The following is a 26,799-nucleotide window of genomic DNA, read 5'->3' on the forward strand; positions in this document are numbered from 1 at the left end:
AGACAGGCCAGTTCCTACAACAGAGGGCAGAGGGCAGGGGGAGTAAAGAGAAAATTACTAAAATTTTATCTACCTAAATTTTCTTTCTCTTCCCCTGCCTCCCCTGCCTCCCCTGCTCCCCTGCTCCCCTGCTCCCCTGCTCCCCCTGCTCCCTTGTCTCTTCGTCAACGGGTTGGCCAGATAGACATCAATCTTCAAGTATTTCCAACAACTGCGGCTCGCTTAATTGCGTAATTCCCAAGGAAAGCGCTTTTTCTAATTTAGAACCTGCATCTTCTCCTACTACCAAATAATCTGTTTTTTTACTTACTGAATCAGTCACTTTTCCACCAGCTTTTTGAATCAAAGCCTTTGCCTCATCTCGCTTTAAGGTTGGTAATGTACCCGTGATTACAAAAGTTTTACCTGCGAACTTTTGATTACCATCACCAACTGTTTTTGCTTCCTCTGTGGCAGCTAATTGCAATCCTTCTACTTGCAAGCGTTCTATCAATCTTTGGTTGGCATCAATCCGAAACCACTGGTACACAGATTGGGCAATTTCAGCACCGATACCGTAAATGCCTTCAATATCTGATTGCTTTGCTGTCGCTAACTGGTCTACGGTGAAATATTTCTGAGTCAACGATTGGGCATTCACACTGCCAACATGACGGATGCCTAAACCATACAATACCCTTGACCAAGGTTGGTTTTTCGATTGAGCGATCGCATCTATTAATTTCTCTGCCGACTTTTTCCCCATCCTTTCTAATGCATATAACTTGTCTTGTGTCAACTCATATAAATCGGCAACGGAATGTACCAAACCTTTATCAACGAGTTGATATACCAGCTTTTCCCCCAAACCTTTAATATCCAAGGCATCACGGCTTACCCAATGTTCAATGGAACCTTTGAGAATAGCTGCACAGGAAGCATTGACGCACCGAGTTACCGCCTCACCTGATTCTCGCACCACTGGTTGAGCGCAGACTGGGCAATGGGTGGGCATAACGAAAGGTTCGGTGTCAGCGGGACGGAGTTCTTTGAGTACCCTCAGCACTTCTGGGATGATTTCCCCAGCTTTGCGGACAATGACAGTATCGCCAATGCGGATGTCTAATTGAGTAATGCGATCGCTATTATGTAAAGTTGCACGAGAAACTGTTGTTCCGGCCAGTTGCACAGGGCGCATTTCTGCTAACGGTGTTAACGCCCCTGTTCTTCCGACATTTACAGCAATATTTTCCACACGAGTGGGTGCTTCTTCGGCTGGGTACTTTAACGCGATCGCCCAGCGGGGGAATTTCTGCGTAAACCCTAGCTGTTCCTGAAGTTTAAAAGAACTCAGCTTTACTACTACCCCATCAGTCATGTAGGGTAAATTTAGGCGTTCCGTATCCCAATATTCATAATATTTTGCCACTTCTGCGATCGAGGGACACAGTTTGTGGTTGGGGTTGACTCGAAAACCGAGCTTTTCTAACAACTCCAATGCTTCCCATTGAGTATTGGCAATACTGGTGTCATCTCTACCAGGAATGTGCAAAGTGTAGCCAAAGAAATCTAACCGCCGTTTAGCAACAATCCGGGAGTCTAGTTGCCTAAGCGTACCAGCTGCGGCATTACGGGGATTGGCAAATAATTGCTCGCCTGCTTTTTGCCTTTCTTCGTTAATTTGTTTAAACACTTCCAACGGCAAAAACGCCTCGCCGCGCACTTCCACCCTTTCTAGAATTTCTAACCCTTCAAAATTCAAACGCAAGGGAATTGAACGAATTGTCCGTACATTTTGGGTGATATCTTCACCCATCACTCCATCACCCCTAGTTGCCCCTCTAACTAGAATGCCATTCTGGTAGGTAAGAGCCAATGCAGAACCATCAATTTTCAGTTCAGTCACATATTCCACTGAACCTATTTTCGGTGCTTGTCGCCGCCAGCGCTGATCCCATGCTTGCAACTCATCAATATTGAATGCATTCTCCAGACTGTATAGGGGAATGTTATGCCGCACCGAGGTAAACTGTGTTGCTGGCCTCTCACCCACGCGCTGAGTCGGGCTATCGGGAGTTGCCAATTCTGGATGCTGAATTTCCAGTTGTTGCAATTCTCGATATAACTGGTCATAGATTGCATCCTCCATGATTGGAGCATCTAGGACATAATAAGCATAGCTGGCTTGTTGCAATAACTGGCGCAATTCTTCTGTGCGCTTTACTTCAGGCTTCATCTGTGTCATTAGAATTATTACAAAATATCTAGCGAATACAATTTAAAAGCGATCGCGCCTGCAAAAGCAGACTTTGTTTGAATAGCCGCGACTAACCGTCGTCGGGTTAACGTACTTCATATAAAAATTGGGTTTGGCCAATCAGTTTGCCATTAGCTGAGGGACTTTGGGCAAACACTAGTATACAGTGGCGCTGAGTTTGCCTACCTTTAACCAGTTGCTTGAGCGAATTGTCTGGTTAATTGAGATGGTAGCTGGATTTACACGCCCGCTGTACTACAGACTTTTCCAGGTTACCGAATTTAATCTCAATAGTCCCATCCATCGATAGACCTAACATTTTACGTGCAGCGCTTCCTGGCAAGAAATCATTCCCTGTTCAACACCTTAAAATAATTTTTTCTTATATAGCTATTTTTAATCTACTAAGTATTATAGACTAAAATATCCGTACTTTAATATATATAAATATACAAATAAGATAACAGTAATTTTAATTCTGGAATCATCTGTAAATCAAGGGTATCCACAATTGTCAGCACTGCTACCTGGTATTGCATAAAAAAACAAATGCCAACCTATTTAGTTAGTGAAGCCCAAAAACCAATACATTCTTACAGATTTGTTTTACTAATATGTTAATCCGCTCTTTAACATTTACTGCCTCTAGCGCAGTGTTACTTTCAACTTTAGTCAGTTCCGCTTTTGCCGCTACCAGCAACTTTGCTAGTAGTGTCAGCAATACCGAGACAAACACAAAGGTACTTGCTCAAAATGTCGTCCAGTTAAAGAAAATTCCTCATGGCACAATACAAGCAATAGCTAACGGACAAGACCGATACGCCGCTATTTGGGTGAAGTCTGGTGGTTCAGCTTGGGAGGCGCGACATGGATTGACCTCAGCCCAGTATCAAGCGACTTTTGACAAACTAGTTGGTCAAGGATATCGGTTGGTTGATGTCAGTGGTTATGGTGAAAACGGCCAAGACCGATATGCCGCTATTTGGGTGAAGTCTGGTGGCCCAGCTTGGCAAGCACGACATGGATTAACCTCAGCCCAGTATCAAGCGACTTTTGACAAACTAGTTGGTCAGGGATATCGATTAGTTCGCGTTAGTGGTTACAGTGTAAATGGAAAAGACCGATACGCCGCTATTTGGGAGAAATCTGACGGGCCAGCTTGGGAGGCGCGACATGGATTGACCTCAGCCCAGTATCAAGCGACTTTTGACAAACTAGTTGGTCAAGGATATCGGTTGGTTGATGTCAGTGGTTATGGTGAAAACGGCCAAGACCGATATGCCGCTATTTGGGTGAAGTCTGGTGGCCCAGCTTGGCAAGCACGACATGGATTAACCTCAGCCCAGTATCAAGCGACTTTTGACAAACTAGTTGGTCAGGGATATCGATTAGTTCGCGTTAGTGGTTACAGTGTAAATGGAAAAGACCGATACGCCGCTATTTGGGAGAAATCTGACGGGCCAGCTTGGGAGGCGCGACATGGATTGACCTCAGCCCAGTATCAAGCGACTTTTGACAAACTGGTTGGTCAAGGATATCGATTGGTTGACGTAAGTGGCTATAGCGTCAAACCCTAGTGACGCACTGCAACTCTACCAGACGCTACGGGTAGCTTGCTTCTCTTGTAGGTGGGTAACAGTAATGAGTAGAACTTTGCAAGATGCATCTCCAATTATTATTGCCCACCGAGGCGCTAGCGGCTACCGTCCAGAACATACTTTAGCTGCTTATGAATTAGCAATCGCACTGGGCGCTGATTATATTGAACCTGATTTAGTTTCTACCAAAGACGGTATTTTAATTGCTCGTCACGAAAATGAGATTTCTGAAACTACTGACGTTGCTAGCCATGCAGAATTTGCTCACCGTCAAACCACCAAAATAATTGATGGAGAATCAAAAACTGGCTGGTTTACTGAAGATTTTACCCTGGCAGAAGTGAAAACCCTCCGAGCTAAAGAGCGAATTGGGCAACTGCGATCGCACAATACCGCCTATGATGGACTCTTAGAAATTCCCACGCTGCAAGAAATCATCGATTTAGTTAAAGGTAAAAGTGCTGAAATTAATCGTGCGATCGGTATTTACCCAGAAACTAAGCACCCAACTTACTTTAAATCTATTGGGTTAGCTCTAGAACCACCCCTACTTACAACTTTGACAGCCAATGGTTATCAGGGCGCTAATGCACCTGTTTTTATTCAGTCTTTTGAAGTGAGTAATTTACAAGATTTATCTACAAAGACTGATTTACCTCTAGTGCAATTGCTGAATGACAGTGGTAAACCTTATGATTTTATAGTTAGTGGCGATGAACGCACATATGCAGATTTAGTCACTGCATCAGGTTTAGAAGAAATTGCTAAATATGCACAGGCGGTTGGCATTCATAAAAATTTATTGGTTCCGAGAGATAGTAATGGTAAATTGCAATCGCCGACATCTTTAGTCATCGATGCTCATGCGGCTGGTTTGCTGGTTCATGTCTGGACTTTCCGCAATGAAGACTGCTTTTTGCCACTGGACTTTCAAGGAAATCCCCAAGGGGAATACGAACTATTTTTCAGCTTAGGTGTTGATGGCGTATTTACTGACTACCCAGATACGGCGGGTTACTACTCTACTTTTCAACGGTAATTTGGTAGGGTAATAGAAAATTACGGAAAAGTAACATGGTATTACTTAAGTGGAAATCCTGTATAACAGCAGTAACCCTGGCTGCAATCAGTCTTACTGCATCTAAGTCGGCATTGGCCGCATCTCTATACTCTGTTACTGACTTAGGCAATCTTACGGGACAAACCTACAGTTACGCTACAGACATTAATGACTCAGGTGAGGTAGCTATTAATTCTTTGGGGAGTTCTTTTTTTTACAGCAATGGTTCGATCCAAAAAATTAGTCCGTTGCCTGGGGATAGTCAACTTGCAGTGACTGGTATCAATAACTTAGGGCAAGTAGTTGGTAATTCCATCGGTAACACCGACAGTGATAATAACGCCTTTATTTACAGTAATGGAACAACGCAAAATATTGGTGTTAAGGGCATTCCATATGCTATCAATGACTCCGGTGAGGTGGTTGGCGGTACGACTGGTGGCGGTATATTCCCAAGACTTGCGTTTCCCTTCGGGGCCGCTTTCCTATACAGCAATGGTACGACGACTATCATCAACAAGAATTTAGGAGAAAATTATGTTGCCTATGGCATAAATAATCCAGGCCAGGTAGTTGGCATTTTCGGTTCTTCCAGCCGAGCCTTTTTATCCGACAACGGTATAATCACTAATCTCGGTACCCTCCCTGGTAACAACTACAGTCAAGCAAACGATGTTAATGACTTAGGACAAGTAGTTGGTAGTTCGGGGCCCACTGAAGTAGGTAATACTCGTGCTTTTCTGTACAGTTCCAGCACGGGACTCCAAGACCTCGGTAAGTTACGTCCTACAGATTTGTTCAGTGCTGGTTTGGGGATCAATAATTTGGGTCAAGTAGTCGGGTATTCTGGCACTAACAATAACTTTTTTGCAGCAGATGGCAATGGTTTGCGGGCTTTTCTTTATAGTGATAACACTCTATACGACCTGAATGACCTGATTGCTCCTGGTTTAGATGCTGGCTTTACCTTGACAGCAGCATCTGCCATTAATACTAATGGGCAAATTGTCGGTCGTGGTGCAGTTAATGGTGAATTACGCGCTTTCCTATTGACGCCAATCTCATCAGTCTCTGTAGCCGAACCAACTTCAGGCTTTCCTATTTTGTCGCTTGGTGCTGTTGTAATTTTATTTGCAGCGTTCAAGGGCAAACCTCACTCTAGCAGTACAGCCACACAACAAAGAAGTTAATGCAACAATTTCAGGTGATTACTTGAGAATATGCATTTATGTAATCTGTATTTACTAATGTAGGGTACATTATGCGATCGCTAAGGCACCCTACGAAATAAAAGTTCAGTTCCTTAGCGTTTTTTGAAGGCTTGCAAATTCCGACTCCAAAATCAAATGTGAAAAGCGAGCGCACTATGCAAATTTAGTAACGGCATCATGTTTAACGGATATTGTCTACATAGGCGGTTGGCATTCATAAAAATTTGCTGGTTTCTAGATACAGCACTGGTAACTTGTTATCGATTTTCACAAACTAGTCATCACCTGAGCTAATTGATTAGACAAATCAATTACAGACTCCTGGGATTTTTTAAATAAAACACCAGCTAAAAAATAATAATCGCCAGAATAAAACGCCATCTTATTTTTTCGGAGTTTTTCTATGTGTTTTTTTACCTTAGGATCGGAGCTATAATAGCCGAACTGCAAAGGTAACACCATGAAATTTTGAACAGAATATCCATTTTCTTTTGCTAGCTTTAGCGTACCTGTTGGATTAGAAAAACTAGAGATTAAAACCAACACATTCTCATAATCTAAAGACAACAGATCGTTGGTAACTGTGGCTCCATCTACGCCCCCAAATAAAAGTGGCATATAAATATCATTATCTGGTGCGGGGAGATATGGTGGATTGGATACAAGATACTCTGCATCGGGTTGAGAAGAATTAAACAAACAAGAATTATGGATTATGTATTTATTAGTGAGATTATATTCATCGATAGTTGAATTTGCGACTTTCCATGCAGAAGTATTTAATTCAAATCCATGTATTACCCCATCAAACTTGTTTTTCAATAAAGAATTAATTACAGGGCTACCATCTCCAGAGCCAAACTCCACAATTGATTCGTAGTTTTTGCAATTTCTGAGGACAAAATTGTCTAAGCAGTTTGAGTAGAAATTTGATTCTTCAGGGCAAAAAAAGATGTCTTTCATTTTACTGTACTTCAAAGTCTAATGGTATAATCAATGCAATAGAAGGTTATTTACTACCTTAATCTCAAGACAATAAATAGCCGTTCCTTTAGTAAAGAAGTTCTGACTAAGGAAATTGGGTTAGGTGGATTAGCAATAGAATGTTTTAGAAACGTGAAATTAGAAACGCCAGAAAGAATCTGCCATTTTTAATTTCTAATTTTTTAGTTTTCTTAGATGAGTAAGGCGGCTTGTTCTGCTTCACGTATCAATCGCATAACAGCACCAGCCGCGCGATCGCCCATTAGTTTTTCCTGGTCATACCCAAGCAGCAATTCCCACCCGTCATTGGGATATCGTTCTGCCAAAGGCAAAGCCACATCATCCAACATCCAACGACCGTGGCGTTCATCTTCCTTGATGTGCAGTTCCCAATAGCCCATCGCCGCCTCTGACAGCCCCAGTCGTTGCGCCGCCGTCAAATAGTTTTTGTAAGCCGCAGGGCCAGCCACCTCAAAATAAGTCAACGCGCCGCTATAACGTAGGAAATAGCGTTTGCGATCGGTGGTGAGAAAGTTGTGATTATCGCAAGCGAGGACTTCCCAAGGTACTAAATCGAAATATCCTTCTGGTTCAGTGTTCATCCCAAACTCAGCCAGCATTTGAGCAAAAAATGTAGAGTGCTTCCGGGATAAACGACCATTGCCGTATTCTTCTAGTAATACTCGCACCAGCGTACACTGCATTTCATTAGCAGCACCACCTAATACGTAGCAAAGACGACTACCTTCAATCAAGCCATCAAAGGAGCCGATCGCTAGCAAGTGACGGTAGCCAGCTTCAGTCATTTCCTCACGAATGTAGCGACTACTTTCCGACAAAGGCGGATTTAAATCGGCAGACGCACGCTCAATTAAAGCTTGTTTTACATCCGATTCTTGCAGTGCAGCCACATCGATTTGTGCCAGTTCCCACTTTTGCCAAGCAGCTTCAATTCGGTCGCGACATGAGTACAAGTAAAGCGATCGCTCATTGTTATAGTTTCGCAAATCGTCGTACCAAAACAGCTTTAGCCGATTAATTCGATAAAGTATCCGCTGGAGAAAAAGGTGAGCCTGTTCATCAGAGCGATCGTTTTGATAAGCGGCGCGAATTGCCCTTGAGAGCGCCTGTTCAAACTCACTAGCTATTGCAGGTTTTACATCTAGTTGACGATCCAAATCCTCCATTGCTAGCAGTTCTATAAATTGCTCCTCAGCACGGTCGTACTTGGTAATTGTTCCTTCTTCTGTTTGCGTGCTTTTTTTCGCAGCCCCAGCGTTAGGAAATATAACTAAATTGCTTTGCATGGAATCTTCGGTAGCATTGGAAAAGTGAGAGATTAGTTTATCTCTAATACTTAACTTCCCACACGAGTAGCTTTCTCTACCTCTTTCCCTGGTTATAAAGAAAAATTAAGTCTAGAGGAACAAGGGCAGGGAGCAGGGGGCAGGGGGAGCAGAGAAGAATGATTTGTAACTGTAATTTGGTAAAAATTAAAATTTGAGAATGAGTCTTTGATACTCGTGAACGAGTCTTTGAACTCCCCTGCCCCCTGCTCCCCTGCTCCCCTGCTCCCCTGCTCCCCTGCTCCCCTGCTCCCCTGCTCCCCTGCTCCCCTGCCCCCTGCCTCCCCTCCCTACGGCACTTTCTGCTGCTCGATCGCCTTACTTGGCGGAATCTCCTCAAGAGGAATCAGTGCTTCGATCACCGATTTCACAATTGGGGCGGCGACAGTAGAACCATAGGCACTTTCTCCTTTTGGCTCATCTACCAGTGCGAATACTACATAGCGAGGAGATTCCACGGGCAAAATAGCGACGAAACTGGTCATTCTAGCACCCTTGATGTAGCCGCCATTCGGACTAGCTTTTTGGGCTGTACCAGTTTTACCAGCAATGCGATATCCCGGAATTTGTGCTGCCTTGCCGCTGCCTTCATTAACAACAGTTTCCATCATTTCCACAACCTTTTGGGTTGTTGCGGCTGAGAAAATTTGGCGGGGGATGGTGCGAGTGGGTGAATCATGCATCTGCCCTTTACTATCAATCAGCCCTCGAACTACATGGGGTGTAACTAACTTACCCCCATTGGCTAAAGCACCGTGCATTTGCACTAGCTGTAACGGTGTCATAGAAAAGCCTTGTCCAAAGGAAGTAGTAGCTGGTTCAATTGGCGAAGCGATAAATTCTTCTTGACTTTTGAGCCGTCCGCCAACTTCAAAAGGTAAATCTGTATCAACTTTTTGTCCTAGCCCCAAGCGTTCTAGCCAGTTGTAGTAAATTGAAGGCTTTAAGCGTTGGATAATTTGCACCATGCCAATGTTGCTGGAATATTGCAAAATCTGAGCGATGCTGATTCGCCCATTCCCATTATTCATCGCATTTTTGATGGTGTAATTAGCTACTCGAATAGAACCGGAGTCATTAAACATATCATCCGGTTTGATGACACCATTTTCGAGAGCGATCGCCACATTCAAAGGCTTAAAAGTCGATCCTGGTTCATAAAGATCCGCTACCGTCCAGTTTTTAAATAGCGAGATATTAGCTTTAGCGTATTGATTAGGGTCATAGGTAGGTTGAGAAACGAGGGCGAGTAAGGAACCATCCAACGCATCCATGACGATTACCGCTCCACGTTTGGCGTCAAACTTCTCCATTTGTTGTTTGAGCGCAACGCGGGCAATTCGTTGCAGACGGCTATCGATAGTGAGTTGCAATCGCAAATCATCAAAATGCAGAAAACCTTCGGGCGCACGATCTGGCATCAGATCCCCATTACCCGACCGACTGAGCCGCACCGTTTGCACAGGACGTTCTAGCAACTTCTCTTGAGAATATTCCACACCTGCTTGACCACGGCGGTCAATATTTACGTAGCCCACCACATCAGAAACCAAATCGTCTGGCGGGTAATATCGGGAGTATTTTTGGGCCCACTCCAGGCCATTTAAGCGCAAAGAGATGACGCGATCGATAATTTCTTCCGGTAGCGCTGGGGCAAGTATAATTCCGCTTCTTTTGCTTTGAAAAGTTTTCACCAATTCAGCAGTATCTTTTGCCAAGATTGGAGCAAGTCGCTCTGCCATATTTTCGTTAGACTTATCAAACAGCTTGGGATGAGCGTACAAAGTATATACAGGACGGTCAATCGCCAACAGACTACTATTGCGATCTACCACCGGGCGACGGGGCATAAAAGGTCGCAAATTCATCATTTGCTGGTTTCGCGCCTGCTCTGTTAACTTTGGCCCCTTGACAACTTGGAGGTTATACAATCTGACACCCAACCCCAACCCTGATGCCATTAATATGCCCCATACTATGAACAGCCGGGACTTGGTGTCGGATGTTTGGTCTTGGATATTAGAGGCTAATTTTCCCAAAAGCCCACGTTTATAACCCTTTTGCCGCCTTGTGAATGCTGGATTCTGAAACTTTCTGAATTTTGTTCTGCTTGGTGACTTCTGCATTGGGTTTGTCCTTTGTCATTTGTCTTTTGTCATTTGCCACAAGTCTGAGTCCTAATGACTAATGACGAATGACCAATGACTCTTAGCCTTTTACCAATTCTCTAAAATAAATCTACAGATATAAGAGGTGGAAACTCAGATTACAGCGTTTTTCATCTATTTGAAGCACAATTTTCGGTAGAGGCGCACAGTTGTCGTTGGTGTCAACTGAAGCTAAAACCCTTTTCAACCCTCGTTTACAGCCTCTAACTTGTTCATTAGGCTACTGCCGCGAGTAAGGTAGGCAAAGCCTTAATGAGGGGCATTCCCCTGAGAACAAGGTTAATGCCTCAAAGCATTCTCGCTCACTAACTGTCACGTAAAGTTGACACCAATGCACAGCTGTGCGCCCCTACAGTATGGTTTAATTACCTGAAAATTGTTATAAAACTGACTTACTGAATTACGAATTACCTTAGCGAGTATTCATTCGCACGGCGTCTCGTAGAGAGCGTCATTAGGAATTACAAATTAGTATCCGAGTGGCGAAGGTGTTTGCTGTTGCGTTTCAGAATTTGGCGTTGTGTTAGACGATGCTGGCTTAGGACTATGAGATGCTGGAGGCAAGAAAATCAGCCCTTGAGGAGTGGGCGATACCAGCCCTGCTGTTGGTTTTTCTGCTTCCTCAGCCATTTTATTTGTCAGCGTTGCATTGGTTGTCGTTAACAGCCGCTCATGACGTTGGAGGTTTTGCAGTCTGCGATATGACTGGCTCCAAAGCTCTTGGGAATATACCGTCCAACCATATACAGCAAGTGTCGATGCTACTAACAAGAACGCCAAAACTGTCGAATAACGATGAAAGGTATACAAGCGCAGCAACCACAAAGGTGTCACTCCAGAATTAGGCATTATGGGAAGGCGAAGAAAACTTACCCCCGGAGTCTTCTGGTTTGCATTCGACTGCTCATTGGGTGGCACTTGTTGTCTACCCAAGTCTTTCACCGATTTGGGCATAACTGGTTCATTTGTGGGAGAAACCGCGAGATTTTTTGAGGAACGCCGTTGTCTTTGAGAGGATACTGGTGCGGCTTGGGCAACGGGTGTAGAAGCGCTCCGTGCTGCTGACTCTATACGTGCAGAGCGTTGCCGCCTTCTTAAAGAAAGGAGAGAATCTCGCCGGAACCAATTACCCTTTGTAGAAACAGCAGATTTACGAGCAACTACCATAAATTTTTTTAGATGGAAAATACTGTACTTTAGATTGATTGTCTTGATTGTCTGTTTTTGCTTAGGTAAAAATCGCCTTCTGTGCAACAAGCACACATAACAGACTACACCCTTTTAACTGTTCTGATAGGTCGCTGTACCAATGTTTGCATCCTCTAGATATTGCAATGTTTGCAATCAGCGATTAGCAACTGGACAGCTTGCGCTTTAGGTATCGCACCTAAAGTATGGCAACACGGGGCAGCAAGATGCAATACTCCATGAAAAAAATAAAATTTTTTGCTATGATATATCGGTTTGCTAAAAAATTTGCTAATTTCCCTTTTGCTCCTGAGTTAAGAGAAACTAATCAGATGGCTGTATGATACCTAATCTGAAAAAGAATACCCCAAAGGATTGTTTTTTTAAGTATGTAATCTCGTAGCATTTAAAAAAAAGCAATAAATACGGTATCGTATTCAACAGGCGAAAAATTGTTCTAGCCACAATTGGTGAAAGAGGAGTTATGAAAACAAAAATCTTTGGTTTGGCTGTTATCTTAAGTCTGGCTACAGTTCTCGGAGCTTGTGAAGGCGGTGGTGGTGGTGGTACCACTGCTAGTCCTGCTGCTACAGGTGAACCAACTGATGCACCTACAAGTGGATCTAGCCCTGCCGCTACTCCTGCAACTACTCCCGCAGCTACTCCCACTGCTACTCCTAAATAAAGCATTCTAAGCTTTAGTTTAAATCATGCCCAAAATAGCTTAGTAACAAGACTGGTCACCACATAGCTTGAATTAATTAGGTTCATGTAAAAACCTGCATATTTCTGTTGGTGCATCAGAGCTTAGAGTTTGCTCAAATATCAGCTAAGTAGGGCAGTAAGTAAAGGACACTGGTAATGGGGGTTACGTCCTCAACCAGGTGTCCGCCTGAAATTCTCGCCTGACCGAACCTTGTTCCAAGTCCAAGAGAGTTGAATTCTGTAAATCTAAGCCATGTGGGCAAGGTACTTCCCTCATTTGGTGTCTAGGATGGCTTAGACTGCTAAATTTTGAGAGGGCAAAACAATTCATCGCGATCGCTGGCAATTGCTCTTGAGCATTCCCTGTAGTCTATTCCCAATCAGAAGAGAACTGGTAATGTCCCTTGATATTGCCAGATTTTTATTGGGAAAATTTGTAACTAAATATCTAGTTTTAAAATTGGATATGGGGCATGGTAAAAAAAGATTTTTATCCTGCGTGGTGAACGCGATTGAGAAGATGGGGAGAATTAAACCAATAAAGACAATAAAATTACTGTGCTTAATTGTGATTACTGCTACCTTGATTGCATTAAGTAGCTATTGGGGATCGACGGTAATAGCATTACCCCCACCAGAGGATACACCAGAAGAAATATTACGTACTAAAATTATCATAGAAGCGCGATCGCCTATTGATGGAAAATCCCTAACAGCGGCCGAATATATTCAATTACAAGCGCAGCTGCAAGAGGCCCCGCCCCCAAAACTAGATCCCAAAATTCGGGAACAGATTTTCTTGCTTCGTATACGTAAAACCTTACTCCAGTTTTTCCCATTTTTAAATTTTTGATACATTAGTCATTAGTCATTCATCCTCTGCCCAATACCCCTCAATAGTGCCAGTTATGTTAGCGGATAGTTAGGGTTTAGCCCGTGCTGAGTTCTGAGTAAAGAAGTAAGATTCCCTAATCAGCACTCGGAACCCAGAACTGTTTTGCCCTATGCCCAACGCCTCATGCTCAATACCCCATTCTGATGTAGGATAACGGTGGCGACAAAATTGCAAATAAATGTAAAGAATATATATAGATATTAAAAAAGTAGATTTAGTCAATCACATTATTTCACTTAGGTAGCTTCATGTCCATGACCACGATCGCCCCTGAACAGGTTAACAGCATCGTTTGGAATCAGCATAACGATCCCTTTGAAATACTAGGTTCTCATCCCATAGAACAAGACGGCAAAACTGTCTGGGCTGTGCGGGCCTACTTACCAAATGCAAGTGCAGCATGGGTCGTTCTTCCGGAACAACGGAAGGAATACCCAATGCAAACAGTGCATCATCCCCACTTCTTTGAATGCACCATTGAAACTGCCGAACTGGCAAACTACCAGTTACGGATTAAAGAAGGAGAACATGAGCGTGTCATCTATGACCCTTACGCTTTCCGTTCTCCCAACTTGACAGATTTTGACTTGCATTTGTTTAGTGAAGGCAACCATCACCGAATATACGAAAAACTGGGAGCGCACCCCACGGTAATAGGCGGCGTTAAAGGCGTTTATTTTGCCGTTTGGGCACCCAATGCTCGCAACGTTTCATTGCTGGGAGATTTTAATCTCTGGGATGGACGTAAAAACCAGATGCGTAAAGGCCCCACTGGAGTTTGGGAGTTGTTTATTCCTGAAATTGGTGTGGGAGAGCATTACAAATATGAAATCAAAAATTTTGAAGGGCACATTTACGAAAAATCCGATCCCTACGGTTTCCAGCAAGAAGTTCGCCCGAAAACGGCATCCATTGTCACTGATTTAGATGCTTACAGTTGGAGTGATGAAGACTGGATGCAAAAGCGGCGTCGCACTGAACCCCTAACTCAGCCAATTTCAGTTTACGAAGTGCATTTAGGCTCTTGGTTACACGCTTCCAGTGCAGAACCAGCTAAACTTCCCAATGGTGAAACTGAACCAGTAGTTGTCGTTTCTGGACTAAAGCCGGGCGCACGCTTCCTTACCTACCGGGAACTAGCTGACCGACTGATTCCCTATGTCAAAGAATTGGGATACACCCATCTAGAATTGCTGCCCATTGCGGAGCATCCCTTTGATGGTTCTTGGGGTTATCAAGTCACTGGGTACTACGCCCCTACCTCGCGTTTTGGCAGCCCCGAAGATTTCATGTATTTTATTGACAAATGTCATGAAAATGATATCGGGGTAATTGTAGATTGGGTTCCCGGTCACTTCCCCAAAGATGGACATGGTTTAGCTTTCTTTGATGGTAGCCATTTATACGAACACGCTGACCCCCGCAAAGGCGAACATAAAGGATGGGGTACTTTGGTGTTCAATTACGGTCGCCATGAAGTCAGTAATTTCTTAGCAGCAAATGCTCTCTTTTGGTTCGACAAGTACCACATTGATGGGATTCGTGTCGATGCTGTTGCCTCAATGCTCTATAACGATTATTGCCGCGAACCAGGAGAATGGTTGCCCAACCAGTACGGCGGCAGAGAAAATCTAGAAGCAGCAGATTTTCTGCGTCAGGTAAATCACATTATCTTTAGCTATTTCCCCGGTATTCTCTCAATTGCGGAAGAATCTACTTCTTGGCCAATGGTATCTTGGCCCACCTACACAGGCGGACTGGGCTTTAACTTGAAGTGGGATATGGGCTGGATGCACGATATGCTGGATTACTTCAGCATGGACCCTTGGTTCCGCCAGTTCCACCAAAACAATATCACTTTTAGTATGTGGTACAACCACAGTGAGAACTTCATGCTGGCTCTGTCGCACGATGAAGTGGTGCATGGCAAGAGCAATATCATCGGCAAAATGCCGGGGGATACATGGCAGAAGTTAGCTAATGTCCGTTGTTTATTTACCTATATGTTTGCTCACCCAGGCAAGAAAACCATGTTTATGAGCATGGAGTTTGGGCAGTGGAGTGAGTGGAATGATTGGACAGATTTGGAGTGGCATTTATTGCAGCATGAAGCCCACCAACAGTTAAAAACGTTTTTCCACGATTTGAATTATCTTTACCGTTCTGAACCAGTTTTGTACACCCAGGATTTTGCAGAACCGGGGTTTGAGTGGATTGACTGTAGCGATAACCGCCATAGTGTAGTTGCCTTCATGCGTCGTGACAAGGATTCTGATGATTTTGCGATCGTGGTTTGCAATTTTACACCGCAACCCCATTCTCACTACCGCATCGGTGTACCGGAAAAGGGATTTTATACCGAGTTATTCAATAGTGATGCGCGTCAGTATGGCGGCAGCAATATGGGCAACTTAGGCGGTAAGTGGACGGATGATTGGTCTTTGCACAGTCGTCCCTATTCGCTGGATTTATGTTTGCCACCTTTGGGAGTGTTAATTCTCAAGTTGGATAAGAAGAAGACTGCTGAGGCATTGCAATAACAATTAAGGGTGGGCATCTAGCCCGCCCAGGAGCAATCAAAACTTTACAGCATTCCTTTATTTCAATCACATCTATCTTAGGGGCACAGCAATGCTGTGCCCTTACAGCGTGCTCTATTTACTGAATAAAAGCGCGATCGCTCTTTGTGCAACGTCTATTTTTCAACTAGCGATCGCTCTCTGCATTTACCCGTGGAATTTTGCCTAGTACTCAAGAAAAGCGCACTACTGAAAGCTGACAGTAGTTGTTTGCTAGGTAATAATGAATCCATCTGTAGGTAGATGCACACTGTATGATATGTTGCCTCAACTCCTCTTGCCACAATCCCCCCTGTTCTGATGAGACAAATATTTGCTCCAACTGCGGAATTCCCCTGGTAATATTGCGACACTATCGCCCATTTTGAATAACTTGCGGCGTTCTTGTGCAGTTAAAGCAATGAGAAAGGGCATCTTTTGTTCGATTATTTGTAGCGCTGCTTTAATTTCTTGGATATCTTCTGGCGAAAGAGTGCCTATGATATTGCGATCGCCCATCGTATAATTACCTGGAGATAGTAGAGAGTCAGTAGTAAGAGTTGCTAACTATATGATTCCCAGAGTAAATGCGATGTCAACGACGGGCGTACCTGCGGCACACACAATACCTTGTCCTAAAGGACACGCTACGCGAACGCCAAAATGCCCCCACTTTAGAAGACCAACATATTTTAAATCTGACGCTTCGTTGCTAACCCGCCTGGGAATAAATTCCGAGGCTAATAGCTAAAGTCCTCTTAAGAGGACTAAATATAAGATTTTAAGCGATGTCGATGGCTAAACTCTGTCAATGGAAAGATTTCAGTCCACTTGAGTGGACTTGAGCTATTAGCCTAGAACTTAAGTTCTGGGCGGTATATCTGTCAACGCGACACTTTGACTGTACAGTATTCGGATTAACCTCCAGTCTTTTAGCCGACCCTCAACAACATCTTTTTTACCCCTCTCGAAGGATTCAATAAATCCAGGAATATCAACTAATTCTTGGGTAGCGTCTTCACTTTCTTTATCTGATAGATAAGCTAAGAAGTCAGCAACCAGTTATAGGCGTTCTGAAGACAATCCATTTAGATATTGGTTGATTTGTTAACAAACTTCTGTGTTGTTCATATTTTTGAAACTCTTTTACTTCTCTAATTCTGCCAACTTCTGTTGAGCAAACTTTCGCACTTCCTCATCTAAGTCATTCTCTGCTTTGTCGCGCAACAGTGGTAAAGTATCGGGATGCTGAGGAAATTGCTTGATAATTATCTCCAGTGCAACGCGCCGAGGGTTGGTTTCATAGTTTTGCTCACGCTCAAAGGGGTCATTGACAGCGCAGTTGTAGTAAATTTCAAACAACTCAGGCTGATATCTGAAGTGTTTGGCTAATGCTTGGATTGCTGCACTTCGCATATTCCATTGATTATCAGCAGTGGCGCGTTCTTTGAGAATCGAGCGAGTGTCCGGGTCATCTGGGAAATTGCTGGCTAATGCTTCGATGGCTGCACGTCGCACATACCATTGATTATCAGCAGTGGCGCGGTCTTTGAGAATCGAGTGGGTGTCCGGGTCATCTTTGAAATTGCTGGCTAATGCTTCGATGGCTGCACGTCGCACATACCATTGATTATCAGTAGTGGTGAGGTCTTTGAGAAACGAGCGGGTATCTGGGTCATCTTTGAAATTACTGGCTAATGCTTGGATGCCTGCACGTCGCACATAATCAGATTTATCAGCAGTGGCGCGGTCTTTGAGAATCGAGCGGGGGTCATATTTGGTTAAGTCTTTTACCTTGCCAAATAATTTATTAGCTACTGGCGCAATCACCGAGCGATTTTTTACCTCTGCAAGATACTTAGCCGCTAAAAACAAGTTGAGAAATTTTTCTTCTTCGCCATCTTGCACCATCAAGTAATCAAGAATTTCACCAACAAATTTTGCATCAATCATTCCGGCAATTAGCCGCAATACCTCATGCCAAGTTTCATCTTGCCAGTGTTTGCCAAAAACTTCAGTTTTGAGATCGTCAATTGAAATACTGCCTTCCTTCTCAAACTGCCAGACAAACTCCCAAGCACAGAAATATTCTAAAAATTTCCGATGCAGAAAGGCATTGCTTGCTATCGGGCCAATCAACCATTCCAGCATAATACTCACGCCTGCTAAATGCTTGACTAGGAGTATATACACCTGTCAGAGAAATCTTTCCAGATTACTGGGTTTTTAGGGAGTGCGAGTCTATTCATCCAAAACTTAAGATTATCTGAATTTATATGCTGCGATCGCACAGATGTGCGCCCTGAAGATTTGTTAAAAATAACTATATACTGTGCATGGATATTAGGAATAATTTTATGGTTCTACAAGTTAACCCCATCCAAAAAGAACCAATTGTTACTTGGGAAGCACTTCCAGCCGACTTCATTTTACCCGACGATCCGGTGGAAAATATTCAACAACCTGCGATCGCAGCTGCGCTTACCGATGCTTTGGGAAGCACAGCACGCATCCAACCCCAGATGCTGATTGGCTCTAATTTTGGACTTGTAGCCACAGTCAACAAAAAAATTGTTGTCAAAGCCCCAGACTGGTTTTATGTTCCTCAAGTGCAGTCTGTGGGAACAAATGTAGTTCGTCGCAGCTATACCCCAAATTTAGAAGGCGCTGCTGTGGCTGTAGTGATGGAATTTCTTTCAGACACAGAAGGTGGAGAATTATCAGTCCGTTCAACTCCACCCTACGGTAAACTCTATTATTACGAAAAGATTCTCCAAGTTCCAAGCTACGTAACCTACGACCCTTACGAACCAAGTCTAGAACTACGCTGCTTGCAAAATGGACAATATATTTTGCAGCAAGCAGACGCTAATGGACGCTTTTGGATTCCTGAGTTAGAGTTATTTCTCGGAATTTGGCAAGGTGAAAGATTATGTCAAACCATGAATTGGCTGCGCTGGTGGGATACAGAAGGAAATTTGCTGTTGTGGAGCAGCGAACAAGCTCAACAGGAACGCCAACGCGCTGAACAAGAACGCCAGCGTGCTGAACAGGAAAGCCAGCGTGCTGAACAGGAACGGCAACGTGCTGATATATTAGCAGCTAAGTTACGTGAGCTAGGTATTGACCCTGATGCGTAGGCGTAGCCCGTTGTAGATATCGCATAACCTAACAAATGCTGGGAATAATAATTTTGGTACATCAGCACCAAAATTCCATGAAACAGCAGAAAAATCAGTTCAGCCATCTCACTGCGATCGAAAGAAATTATCTATCATTTCCAGCACAGTTTTTATTAAATCAAAACCTTTTACAAGGCAAAATACTAGACTTTGGTTGTGGCTTTGGTAATGATGTTAAAATATTGCGCCAAAAAGGTTGTGATATTACAGGCTATGACCCTTATTATTTTCCCGAATATCCTCAAAATAAATTTGATACAATAATTTGCTTTTATGTTTTAAATGTTTTATTTCCTGAAGAACAAACTAACGTTCTTATGGAAGTATCACATTTATTAAAACCAGGAGGTAAAGCTTATTATGCTGTAAGAAGGGATCTTAAAAAAGAAGGTTTTCGAGAGCATTATGTCCATAAAAAACCTACCTATCAATGTATTGTAAAACTTCCCTTTACTTCAGTTTGCTTAGATGAGCATCGGGAAGTATATGAATATATCCACTATAATCATCAGCGAAACTCATCTCATTATTGTATATTCTGTAATCCTCATAAAACTCTAAAACTATTAACTGAATCAGCAACTGCTTATGCTATATTTGATGGCTATCCAATAAGTAAAGGACATGTTTTGGTTATTCCCAAACGTCATGTTAGCAGTTATTTTGATCTACCATTTAAAGAGCAATCTGCTTGCTGGTTTATGGTGAACAAAGTACAAGAAATTCTCAAAACCGAATTTGAACCTGATGGTTTTAATATCGGAATGAATATCAATCGAGCCGCAGGTCAAAATATTATGCACGCCAGTATTCATATCATCCCTCGTTACAAAGGTGATACCGTTGGTTCTAAAAGTGGAATCAGGAACGTTATTCCTAAAAAGCAATAGTTTTTTACTGATAGCTTCCACTAGCAAACCCGGATTTATAGCAAATACATAAATCTGAAAAATTAGATTTTTCAGTCTTGTTGAAAATATTGCAAAATATTTCAGTTAACCCAGATTATCTGGATCTATTCCCAGCGCTCTTAATTGCTCTGTCAATTGTTGCACCCGTAGTTCTGCTTGTTGAGCGCGTTGTGCTTCTTGTTGAGCGCGTTGTGTTTCTTGTTGAGCGCGTTGCGTTTCTTGTTGAGCGCGTTGCGTTTCTTGTTGAGCGCGTTGTGCTTCTAGTTGAGCGCGTTGCGTTTCTTGTTGAGCGCGTTGCGTTTCTTGTTTTATTTGTTCTGCGGGCGTGAGATAACGTTGTCCTTGCTCATCATACCAATACATCCATTCTCGCGTTACACCACAATAATTTCCCCTTTCGCAACCAATTCCTAAGCCAATTTCTGGTAGCCAAACGGGGTTTCCCTCTTGCAATTCATACTTACCATTAACTAACTTATGTACTTCCAGATGCGGTTTGCGGCGGCGACGAGAGGAATAAATTACATAATAAAGTACACCCAAAGCCGCATATTCATCCAATTTAGTAGTGTATTCCTTGCGATAATTTTGGGAAACTACTTCTAGCACGAAAATAGGTACAACATTTTCATCCCACAGCACATAGCTGGGACGCAGTTCCTCATCATAAAACCGCTCTACCCCTAAGCTCAAAAACCCATCTGGCACAATGGGCGGTTTGTCAGGGTGATAATAAATACCCATATCTATGGCAAAGAGCCAATCCATGCGTTCTGACCAAAGTATCAGCAGAATCGCCTTCAGCAAGCCTGGTATCAATTCTTGCAGTTCATTATCCACAGGCGTTTCATCAGAGTCTGGTAGTTCCTCGGCTGAGGGCAAGTACCTGGGCAAGTTGTACTCTAACATGATTGGTTTCCCCAAAACTCAAAGGATATTCCACTCTATTTGGTTCACCAGAATTATAGCGATTTCTTTGCAACTATATCAGTAGAGTACTAATGTATATGAAGTTATACTGACACTAATTGGTAGCTTTTAAATACTAGACAACCTTAAATCTGCCGCAATCATCAGCAAGAAAATTTATTTTATGCCTAGATTCTAAATGTCAAAATCCGATTATCTTGATGATGCAATGTTTTGCTTTGACTAAGGCATACCACTTATGGTATTGAGAAACAGCCAAGATTCGACAGATATAATAGTTACTAGCTGGTTTCCCGGTTGTGCAGAGCATTGCTTCAGTTAGGCCCTAGCCCAGTCAAGAATGCAGGCGTTTCTACCTCAACAACAAAGTTGCTTAAGCTGATAAAATTTTGGTAACTCTTAACTATTAATAAATATATAGGTGTTTAGTGCTATTCATGCTTTATATTTAGCGACAGGGTGGTGCAAACAGCCACTCATGTTCAAATACTTAGGAGGCAGTACCCATCGGAAGCAACTCATGCTCCGATACCATCATCACGCAGCGTAAGTAAAGGTTAAGTTGATATTAAAACGAATAATTTTTGCTGAATTGCGACAGATAAAGACTAAACTAAAAAGTCTTGTGCAGCAAAACCTGTAGCTTTAAATGAAGTAATCATGTCTAAGGTTCTTGTCTCAGATTCTATTGACCAAGCTGGAATTGACATTCTTTCGCAAGTTGCTACCGTTGATGTCAAACTAGGTCTAAAACCAGCAGAACTGATCGAAATTATTGGTGAGTATGACGCGCTGATGATTCGCTCTAGTACGCGCGTCACCCAAGAAATCATTGAAGCCGGCACGCAGCTAAAAATCATCGGTCGTGCTGGTGTGGGTGTGGATAATGTGGATGTTGCCGCTGCCACCCGCCGAGGAATTGTGGTAGTCAATTCTCCAGAGGGAAACACAATTGCCGCTGCCGAACACGCGCTAGCAATGATTTTGGCTTTGTCTCGCCACATCCCCGATGCTAACGCTTCGGTGAAACGCGGTGCGTGGGATCGCAATAGCTTTGTCGGCGCGGAAGTCTACAAAAAAACTCTCGGCGTTGTCGGTTTGGGTAAAATTGGCTCCCATGTTGCGGCTGTAGCGAAGACAATGGGGATGAAACTCCTAGCTTATGACCCATTTATTTCTACAGACCGAGCCGAACAACTTGGCTGTCAGTTAGTTGAGCTAGATTTACTTTTCCAGCAAGCAGACTATATCACTCTACACATCCCAAAAACCCCAGAAACCACCCACTTAATCAATGCCACAACCCTGGCAAAGATGAAACCCACAGCTAGGATTATCAACTGCGCTCGTGGTGGGATCATTGATGAAGTAGCTTTAGCAGCAGCTCTGAAAGCTGGTAAAATCGGGGGTGCAGCCTTGGATGTGTTCGAGTCAGAACCACTGGGTGAATCGGAATTGCGATCGCTAGGCAAAGAAGTTATCCTCACCCCCCATTTGGGAGCCTCTACCGCAGAAGCTCAAGTGAATGTGGCGATTGATGTTGCCGAACAAATTCGGGATGTCCTTTTAGGACTACCAGCGCGTTCAGCCGTCAACATTCCTGGACTCGGCCCCGATGTGTTGGAAGAACTCAAACCTTATATGCAACTAGCAGAAACTCTAGGTAATCTAGTGGGACAGCTAGCCGGCGGACGGGTGGAAGTACTCAATATTCGACTACAAGGGGAACTCGCAACCAACAAAAGTCAGCCTTTGGTAGTCGCTGCCCTTAAAGGTTTACTTTACCAAGCTTTGCGGGAACGGGTAAATTACGTAAATGCCAGCATAGAAGCCAAAGAACGCGGAATTCGGGTGATTGAAACCCGCGATGCTTCCATCAGAGACTATGCGGGCACGCTGCATCTAGAAGCCACGGGTACTTTAGGTACTCATTCTGTCACAGGCGCTTTGTTAGGTGAGCGGGAAATCCACCTCACCGACGTTGACGGTTTCCCGATTAACGTCCCACCCAGCAAATATATGCTATTTACCTTGCACCGGGATATGCCGGGGATTATCGGCAAACTCGGTTCACTACTCGGCAGTTTTAATGTGAATATTGCCAGTATGCAGGTAGGTCGTAAAATCGTCCGTGGTGATGCCGTAATGGCTCTGAGTATAGATGACCCTTTACCTGAGGGCATTTTGGATGAAATTATAAAAGTCCCTGGTATTCGGGACGCGTATACGGTAACACTATGAGTGCTGAGTGCTGAGTAATGAGTGCTGAGTGAAAAAAGTTAGGAGTGAATAGTGAGGAGTGAGAAGTTAAATACCAGAACTCCTAACTCCTAACTGATAACTCATAACTCCCTCAAACTCAGCACGGGCTAAACCTTAGCTATCCGCTAACAGCACTCACGACGGGCTAAACGCCCCGCTACCGCTAACAGCACTCAAAAATGGCAAACACCTGGTGGGAATTACAGATTTTATGTGAGCCAGACCTAGAAGATTCGATCTTTTGGCGACTGGAAGATTTTGGCTGTCGTGGGACAGCTAGTGAAAACAAAGGAAATTCATCTTTAGTCAGGGCTTATTTATCGACAATTCAAACGCAGCTACTAGATTTGGCAGCGCTGTCCCTGTGGCTGCGTCAAGATGCCCTCTGTGTAGGAGCCTCATCTCCCTCGCTGCAATGGCAGTTAATTGATGAGGAAGATTGGGCAACTAGCTGGAAACAATATTGGCATCCGCAGGAAATAGGCGATCGCTTCCTAATCAACCCCGCTTGGCTACCATTACCAGAAACAACGGAACGGTTAGTGATTCGTCTCGATCCTGGTGTAGCATTTGGTACGGGCAACCATGCCACCACTCAACTATGTTTGGAATCCCTGGAAATGCGTCTAAGTGGAGTTCCTCAGTCGTTTGTGGGTGATAGTGGCAAACATGAGCATCTGGTAATTGCGGATATTGGCTGTGGTTCTGGTATCCTTTCCATTGGGGCGCTGCTACTGGGAGCAGAGAAAGTCTATGCAGTAGATAATGACCCTTTGGCGGTGCAATCAACTATCAGTAATGGTGCGCTGAACGATATTAATCCAGAACGTTTACTACCAGCACTGGGAAGTGTAGACGTTTTGACAAAACTGCTTGAAAATCCAGTGGATGGTATTGTTTGCAATATTCTGGCTCATGTAATTATTGAATTAATTCCAGAAATGAGTGCGATCGCTAAACCTGACACTTGGGCTATCTTCAGTGGTATTTTACTAGAACAATCTAAAGCTGTTGCTGATGCCTTAGAACAAAATGGTTGGGTGGTTGCTACCCTGTGGAAACGAAAAGAATGGTGTTGCTTGAATGTACGGCGTTCTTAACTCAGTAGATATTAATACAGCTTGGCAAAAATCCAGCTATTTTTAACAAGTTGTATTAGGAATTTGAGTCAGATGTAACTACACATCTGAATAAATATTTCATAATTGATGTTTGCAATTTCCACTTAAGTAGTTAATGATAAGCTACGGGACGCTGTTCGCGATAACCTACGGTACGCTACGCGATCGCAACTCGACAAAGTGGATGATGCGTTTCTAAGTCAGAGCAAGGTCAGTAGCGATCGCACTTGTTAACTAGTCACTCTCAACTTAGCTCCAACAAGCCTATAATCGCTCCAGTGTTCTTGCGAGTAGATGAGTGAATATGCCAGGTGATAGAATGAATTGCTAAGGGTTTCCTACTCTGATAACTCAGTGAAGCTGATAAATTTGTGCAAAAAAAATCAATGCTTTTCTAGGATGCAAAAGAGTGCTTTGGGAAGGGGATCGAGTATCCCATGATAGACTGTTTGTTTAGCCAAACGCAGATTAAATCGTTCTTTGAATATCTGCCCAATCTCCTCTGGGCTAAAGCGGTAAGGCCCTTGTTCTCTTGTTTCCTCTTGAGAGAAGCATTTCAGTAACAGGTAGCACTTAGGCTTTAATAAGCTTGCGACTGTTTGCACGTAAGTACCATAGCTTTGGGGTGGCAGAACATGGAAGCATCCTCTGTCGAGAATCAAATCGAAAGATTGTTCCAAACGACTGTTGAGAATATCATCTTGCTGAAACGAAATTTCTAATCCCTTTTGGTTTGCTTTTGCTGCCGCCTGACGAATGGCCGCCTCTGACAAATCTGTCGCCATCATCTGAAATCCTCGTTCGGCTAGGGCGAGCGCTTGAGTTCCCGGCCCTGTTCCCAAATCCAGCACTGAACCATTGCTCAGTTCAAGGGTAAGGAGCGCTTCTTCGACATCGGGATCTAAGCTAGGGTTGAACCAGGGCATGGTTTCAACGGCTTGTTCTTGATAGAGCGCTTCCCAGTTCGGAAATTCTCGTTCGGTCATCATTAGTTACCCTTTCTATTGAATAGGTGAATATAATAGCTACGATGTCTTCCAAAAACTTAAGTGATTAAAGTCAGCTAAATTGCTTTATGCTTTTGGCATGGTAGAGTAAACCGATTGACGTTGATGCAATAGCTCAAACCATTGCCTCAACTTAGGATACTCTTGCTGCCAATTATTCCCAAATCTGAGACTGTAGTAACCCAACCCTGATATAGCTGCCACATCAACAGCACTCAGAGTTTCATTGAATAGGTAGGCTGAGTTAGTCAACTTTTGCTCAAAAACACCTAAAACGCGATGAATGCTGGACTGATATTTAGCTTGGGTGGCAAAATCAGCTTGATTTCCTTTACGGGTTTTGTACCACAATCCCACAATATTGTCGATCAAACTGAAAGCATTTTATGAAACGGCACAAAGCTTAACTGTGGAATTTGATTGATATACGTCTGCTGCCACTAAGAAAAATTGCGAACTACGTTAGCGGAGCGGGGCGTTCGCTTTTAGCGTCTCCAAGAGTTGCCCATTGCGAATTGTTCAGTCACCGGAAGCCATGTTTGTGGCAGCTTGCAAGGAGGGAGGAGGCCGGAGACACAACAGGTCAAATCTGCTGCGATGGCGCTGTTTCTCCCACCGTAGGCGATCGCTCCCTTTGAGTGGGCGAGGCGGCAAAGGATTGTAATTGCGCTGTCTGGGGAAACTGTGTACACGCCCCAAGGTGAGGCAGTGGAATTGCTCTCAATGATGCGACGGTATCCGATGTGCGCGAGACTCCCGCTTTTTCAGCGATTACAAAGCATCTGTGCGATGTATGGATTCAATCAACTCCTCAACTTCTTCTTCGTCCAGACATTGTTTCACTTGGGTGCTGAACCACTTGAATTCTTCCAGTTCTGTGTCCTTAACTCGGTAGACCAGTAATGTTCCTGTAACGCGGGCAAGAGTAAGAGGTGATGGAGAAACGTGGCTCAGTAGATCGCACGCATTCTGGTATATTTCCATGACTGATAATTCGTCCAAAGGAGATCCCAACTGAGCAGAAAGCTGTTTTAGATTCTCCTGAATAGATGAATCGAAGCCTGGATCTTCGGGATGGGAAAGAGGGTTACTCATAATTGTCGTTAAAATGCCATTGGATTGGGACTGGAAGCGATTTAAACACTTTTACTGAAACAATAGATGCGTTCAGAACAGCCATGTATGAGTCGATTTATTGATTGGTTGAACTTAAATCGTGACGTGTTTGCTGCTTACAAAGCTAGTTTGGGTTAAATTTGGGCTTGATTTTTGTCTAAGTCCCGTTAATACATCTCCAAAATAATCAGAAATTCCCATCAAATTCTAGCAAGCCACTTGGTAAGCCTAACAGTCTCTGGTGAATTCATCTTTTTCGCCGCCATTTATTTTTATTTACGCTTTGAAAAAACATTATTTGAGTACCGCATTCAACATAGA

At 43.5% G+C, this 26,799-nt stretch carries 22 protein-coding genes; 10 read left to right on the forward strand and 12 right to left on the reverse strand.

What is annotated here, in order from left to right; translation table 11 throughout:
* Positions 1 to 187: 187 nt before the first annotated feature.
* Positions 188 to 2,224 carry an NAD-dependent DNA ligase LigA gene (gene ligA / locus V7L01_RS11130; protein ID WP_335034660.1) on the reverse strand — a complete coding sequence of 679 codons (2,037 nt, stop codon included), beginning with the start codon at positions 2,222 to 2,224 and terminating at the stop codon, positions 188 to 190.
* A 626-nt stretch (positions 2,225 to 2,850) separates the two neighbouring features.
* Between ligA and V7L01_RS11135 the strand changes: the two genes are divergently transcribed.
* The 3 genes from V7L01_RS11135 to V7L01_RS11145 all read left to right on the forward strand — a co-directional run bounded on the left by V7L01_RS11135 (position 2,851) and on the right by V7L01_RS11145 (position 6,084).
* Positions 2,851 to 3,813 carry a hypothetical protein gene (locus tag V7L01_RS11135; RefSeq protein ID WP_335034662.1) on the forward strand — a complete coding sequence of 321 codons (963 nt, stop codon included), beginning with the start codon at positions 2,851 to 2,853 and terminating at the stop codon, positions 3,811 to 3,813.
* A gap of 64 nt (positions 3,814 to 3,877) precedes the next feature.
* Positions 3,878 to 4,873 carry a glycerophosphodiester phosphodiesterase gene (locus V7L01_RS11140; RefSeq protein ID WP_335034664.1) on the forward strand — a complete coding sequence of 332 codons (996 nt, stop codon included), beginning with the start codon at positions 3,878 to 3,880 and terminating at the stop codon, positions 4,871 to 4,873.
* 35 nt (positions 4,874 to 4,908) lie between these two features.
* Positions 4,909 to 6,084, forward strand: a complete 1,176-nt coding sequence (locus tag V7L01_RS11145) for a DUF3466 family protein (protein ID WP_335034667.1) — start codon at positions 4,909 to 4,911, stop codon at positions 6,082 to 6,084.
* A 288-nt stretch (positions 6,085 to 6,372) separates the two neighbouring features.
* On the opposite strand, the gene V7L01_RS11150 is transcribed toward V7L01_RS11145, so the two are convergent.
* The 4 genes from V7L01_RS11150 to V7L01_RS11165 all read right to left on the reverse strand — a co-directional run bounded on the left by V7L01_RS11150 (position 6,373) and on the right by V7L01_RS11165 (position 11,770).
* Positions 6,373 to 7,068, reverse strand: a complete 696-nt coding sequence (locus V7L01_RS11150; RefSeq protein WP_335034669.1) for an SAM-dependent methyltransferase — start codon at positions 7,066 to 7,068, stop codon at positions 6,373 to 6,375.
* 212 nt (positions 7,069 to 7,280) lie between these two features.
* Positions 7,281 to 8,396: an iron-containing redox enzyme family protein gene (locus V7L01_RS11155; protein WP_335034671.1), complete on the reverse strand. Its 1,116-nt coding sequence runs from the start codon at positions 8,394 to 8,396 to the stop codon at positions 7,281 to 7,283.
* A gap of 329 nt (positions 8,397 to 8,725) precedes the next feature.
* The gene (locus V7L01_RS11160; RefSeq protein ID WP_335034673.1) at positions 8,726 to 10,396 is read right to left on the reverse strand and encodes a peptidoglycan D,D-transpeptidase FtsI family protein; all 1,671 of its coding nucleotides are present in this window, start codon (positions 10,394 to 10,396) and stop codon (positions 8,726 to 8,728) included.
* A 675-nt stretch (positions 10,397 to 11,071) separates the two neighbouring features.
* Entirely contained in the window at positions 11,072 to 11,770 is a 699-nt protein-coding gene (locus V7L01_RS11165) for a hypothetical protein (protein WP_335034675.1), read from the reverse strand.
* A 505-nt stretch (positions 11,771 to 12,275) separates the two neighbouring features.
* Between V7L01_RS11165 and V7L01_RS11170 the strand changes: the two genes are divergently transcribed.
* The 3 genes from V7L01_RS11170 to glgB all read left to right on the forward strand — a co-directional run bounded on the left by V7L01_RS11170 (position 12,276) and on the right by glgB (position 15,931).
* On the forward strand, positions 12,276 to 12,476 hold the full coding sequence (locus V7L01_RS11170) for a hypothetical protein (protein ID WP_335034677.1): 201 nt from the start codon (positions 12,276 to 12,278) through the stop codon (positions 12,474 to 12,476).
* Positions 12,477 to 13,016: 540 nt separating this feature from the next.
* Positions 13,017 to 13,349 (forward strand): hypothetical protein, encoded by a 333-nt coding sequence (locus V7L01_RS11175; protein WP_335034981.1) that lies wholly within the window; start codon positions 13,017 to 13,019, stop codon positions 13,347 to 13,349.
* A gap of 290 nt (positions 13,350 to 13,639) precedes the next feature.
* Positions 13,640 to 15,931 carry a 1,4-alpha-glucan branching enzyme gene (gene glgB, locus V7L01_RS11180; RefSeq protein WP_335034679.1) on the forward strand — a complete coding sequence of 764 codons (2,292 nt, stop codon included), beginning with the start codon at positions 13,640 to 13,642 and terminating at the stop codon, positions 15,929 to 15,931.
* 306 nt (positions 15,932 to 16,237) lie between these two features.
* Here the strand turns inward: glgB and V7L01_RS11185 are convergent, their stop codons facing one another.
* Positions 16,238 to 16,468, reverse strand: a complete 231-nt coding sequence (locus V7L01_RS11185) for a hypothetical protein (protein WP_335034681.1) — start codon at positions 16,466 to 16,468, stop codon at positions 16,238 to 16,240.
* A 627-nt stretch (positions 16,469 to 17,095) separates the two neighbouring features.
* Positions 17,096 to 18,142 carry a HEAT repeat domain-containing protein gene (locus V7L01_RS11190; protein WP_335034683.1) on the reverse strand — a complete coding sequence of 349 codons (1,047 nt, stop codon included), beginning with the start codon at positions 18,140 to 18,142 and terminating at the stop codon, positions 17,096 to 17,098.
* Between the two features lie 164 nt (positions 18,143 to 18,306).
* Between V7L01_RS11190 and V7L01_RS11195 the strand changes: the two genes are divergently transcribed.
* Complete coding sequence (locus V7L01_RS11195; protein WP_335034685.1) at positions 18,307 to 19,089, forward strand: Uma2 family endonuclease; 783 nt, start codon at positions 18,307 to 18,309, stop codon at positions 19,087 to 19,089.
* Positions 19,090 to 19,166: 77 nt separating this feature from the next.
* Positions 19,167 to 20,021, forward strand: coding sequence for an HIT family protein (locus tag V7L01_RS11200; protein WP_335034687.1), 855 nt, complete (start codon positions 19,167 to 19,169; stop codon positions 20,019 to 20,021).
* Between the two features lie 105 nt (positions 20,022 to 20,126).
* Here the strand turns inward: V7L01_RS11200 and V7L01_RS11205 are convergent, their stop codons facing one another.
* Positions 20,127 to 20,951, reverse strand: a complete 825-nt coding sequence (locus V7L01_RS11205; protein WP_335034689.1) for a Uma2 family endonuclease — start codon at positions 20,949 to 20,951, stop codon at positions 20,127 to 20,129.
* Between the two features lie 681 nt (positions 20,952 to 21,632).
* Here V7L01_RS11205 and serA point away from each other — a divergent pair.
* Both serA and prmA read left to right on the forward strand, forming a co-directional pair.
* Positions 21,633 to 23,213, forward strand: a complete 1,581-nt coding sequence (gene serA / locus V7L01_RS11210; protein ID WP_335034691.1) for a phosphoglycerate dehydrogenase — start codon at positions 21,633 to 21,635, stop codon at positions 23,211 to 23,213.
* Between the two features lie 200 nt (positions 23,214 to 23,413).
* A complete protein-coding gene (gene prmA / locus V7L01_RS11215; protein WP_335034693.1) occupies positions 23,414 to 24,334 on the forward strand; it encodes a 50S ribosomal protein L11 methyltransferase in 921 nt (306 codons plus the stop codon).
* A 404-nt stretch (positions 24,335 to 24,738) separates the two neighbouring features.
* Here prmA and V7L01_RS11220 read toward each other — a convergent pair whose 3' ends face one another.
* The 4 genes from V7L01_RS11220 to V7L01_RS11235 all read right to left on the reverse strand — a co-directional run bounded on the left by V7L01_RS11220 (position 24,739) and on the right by V7L01_RS11235 (position 26,457).
* Positions 24,739 to 25,344 carry a class I SAM-dependent methyltransferase gene (locus tag V7L01_RS11220; RefSeq protein WP_335034694.1) on the reverse strand — a complete coding sequence of 202 codons (606 nt, stop codon included), beginning with the start codon at positions 25,342 to 25,344 and terminating at the stop codon, positions 24,739 to 24,741.
* 84 nt (positions 25,345 to 25,428) lie between these two features.
* Positions 25,429 to 25,734: a glutathione S-transferase family protein gene (locus V7L01_RS11225; RefSeq protein WP_335034696.1), complete on the reverse strand. Its 306-nt coding sequence runs from the start codon at positions 25,732 to 25,734 to the stop codon at positions 25,429 to 25,431.
* A gap of 211 nt (positions 25,735 to 25,945) precedes the next feature.
* Entirely contained in the window at positions 25,946 to 26,086 is a 141-nt protein-coding gene (locus V7L01_RS11230) for a hypothetical protein (protein ID WP_335034697.1), read from the reverse strand.
* Positions 26,087 to 26,133: 47 nt separating this feature from the next.
* A complete protein-coding gene (locus V7L01_RS11235; protein ID WP_335034699.1) occupies positions 26,134 to 26,457 on the reverse strand; it encodes a hypothetical protein in 324 nt (107 codons plus the stop codon).
* Between the last annotated feature and the right edge of the window lie 342 nt (positions 26,458 to 26,799).

This window comes from Nostoc sp., assembly GCF_036917095.1.
Lineage (GTDB): Bacteria > Cyanobacteriota > Cyanobacteriia > Cyanobacteriales > Nostocaceae > Nostoc.

Excerpts from the sequence above, each read along its gene's own strand:
- ligA (WP_335034660.1), bottom strand. The coding sequence starts at position 2,224 with ATGACACAGATGAAGCCTGAAGTAAAGCGCACAGAAGAATTGCGCCAG.
- V7L01_RS11135 (WP_335034662.1), top strand. The coding sequence starts at position 2,851 with ATGTTAATCCGCTCTTTAACATTTACTGCCTCTAGCGCAGTGTTACTT.
- V7L01_RS11140 (WP_335034664.1), top strand. The coding sequence starts at position 3,878 with ATGAGTAGAACTTTGCAAGATGCATCTCCAATTATTATTGCCCACCGA.
- V7L01_RS11145 (WP_335034667.1), top strand. The coding sequence starts at position 4,909 with ATGGTATTACTTAAGTGGAAATCCTGTATAACAGCAGTAACCCTGGCT.
- V7L01_RS11150 (WP_335034669.1), bottom strand. The coding sequence starts at position 7,068 with ATGAAAGACATCTTTTTTTGCCCTGAAGAATCAAATTTCTACTCAAAC.
- V7L01_RS11155 (WP_335034671.1), bottom strand. The coding sequence starts at position 8,396 with ATGCAAAGCAATTTAGTTATATTTCCTAACGCTGGGGCTGCGAAAAAA.
- V7L01_RS11160 (WP_335034673.1), bottom strand. The coding sequence starts at position 10,396 with ATGGCATCAGGGTTGGGGTTGGGTGTCAGATTGTATAACCTCCAAGTT.
- V7L01_RS11165 (WP_335034675.1), bottom strand. The coding sequence starts at position 11,770 with ATGGTAGTTGCTCGTAAATCTGCTGTTTCTACAAAGGGTAATTGGTTC.
- V7L01_RS11170 (WP_335034677.1), top strand. The coding sequence starts at position 12,276 with ATGAAAACAAAAATCTTTGGTTTGGCTGTTATCTTAAGTCTGGCTACA.
- V7L01_RS11175 (WP_335034981.1), top strand. The coding sequence starts at position 13,017 with ATGGGGAGAATTAAACCAATAAAGACAATAAAATTACTGTGCTTAATT.
- glgB (WP_335034679.1), top strand. The coding sequence starts at position 13,640 with ATGTCCATGACCACGATCGCCCCTGAACAGGTTAACAGCATCGTTTGG.
- V7L01_RS11185 (WP_335034681.1), bottom strand. The coding sequence starts at position 16,468 with ATGGGCGATCGCAATATCATAGGCACTCTTTCGCCAGAAGATATCCAA.
- V7L01_RS11195 (WP_335034685.1), top strand. The coding sequence starts at position 18,307 with ATGGTTCTACAAGTTAACCCCATCCAAAAAGAACCAATTGTTACTTGG.
- V7L01_RS11200 (WP_335034687.1), top strand. The coding sequence starts at position 19,167 with ATGAAACAGCAGAAAAATCAGTTCAGCCATCTCACTGCGATCGAAAGA.
- V7L01_RS11205 (WP_335034689.1), bottom strand. The coding sequence starts at position 20,951 with ATGTTAGAGTACAACTTGCCCAGGTACTTGCCCTCAGCCGAGGAACTA.
- serA (WP_335034691.1), top strand. The coding sequence starts at position 21,633 with ATGTCTAAGGTTCTTGTCTCAGATTCTATTGACCAAGCTGGAATTGAC.
- prmA (WP_335034693.1), top strand. The coding sequence starts at position 23,414 with ATGGCAAACACCTGGTGGGAATTACAGATTTTATGTGAGCCAGACCTA.
- V7L01_RS11220 (WP_335034694.1), bottom strand. The coding sequence starts at position 25,344 with ATGATGACCGAACGAGAATTTCCGAACTGGGAAGCGCTCTATCAAGAA.
- V7L01_RS11235 (WP_335034699.1), bottom strand. The coding sequence starts at position 26,457 with ATGAGTAACCCTCTTTCCCATCCCGAAGATCCAGGCTTCGATTCATCT.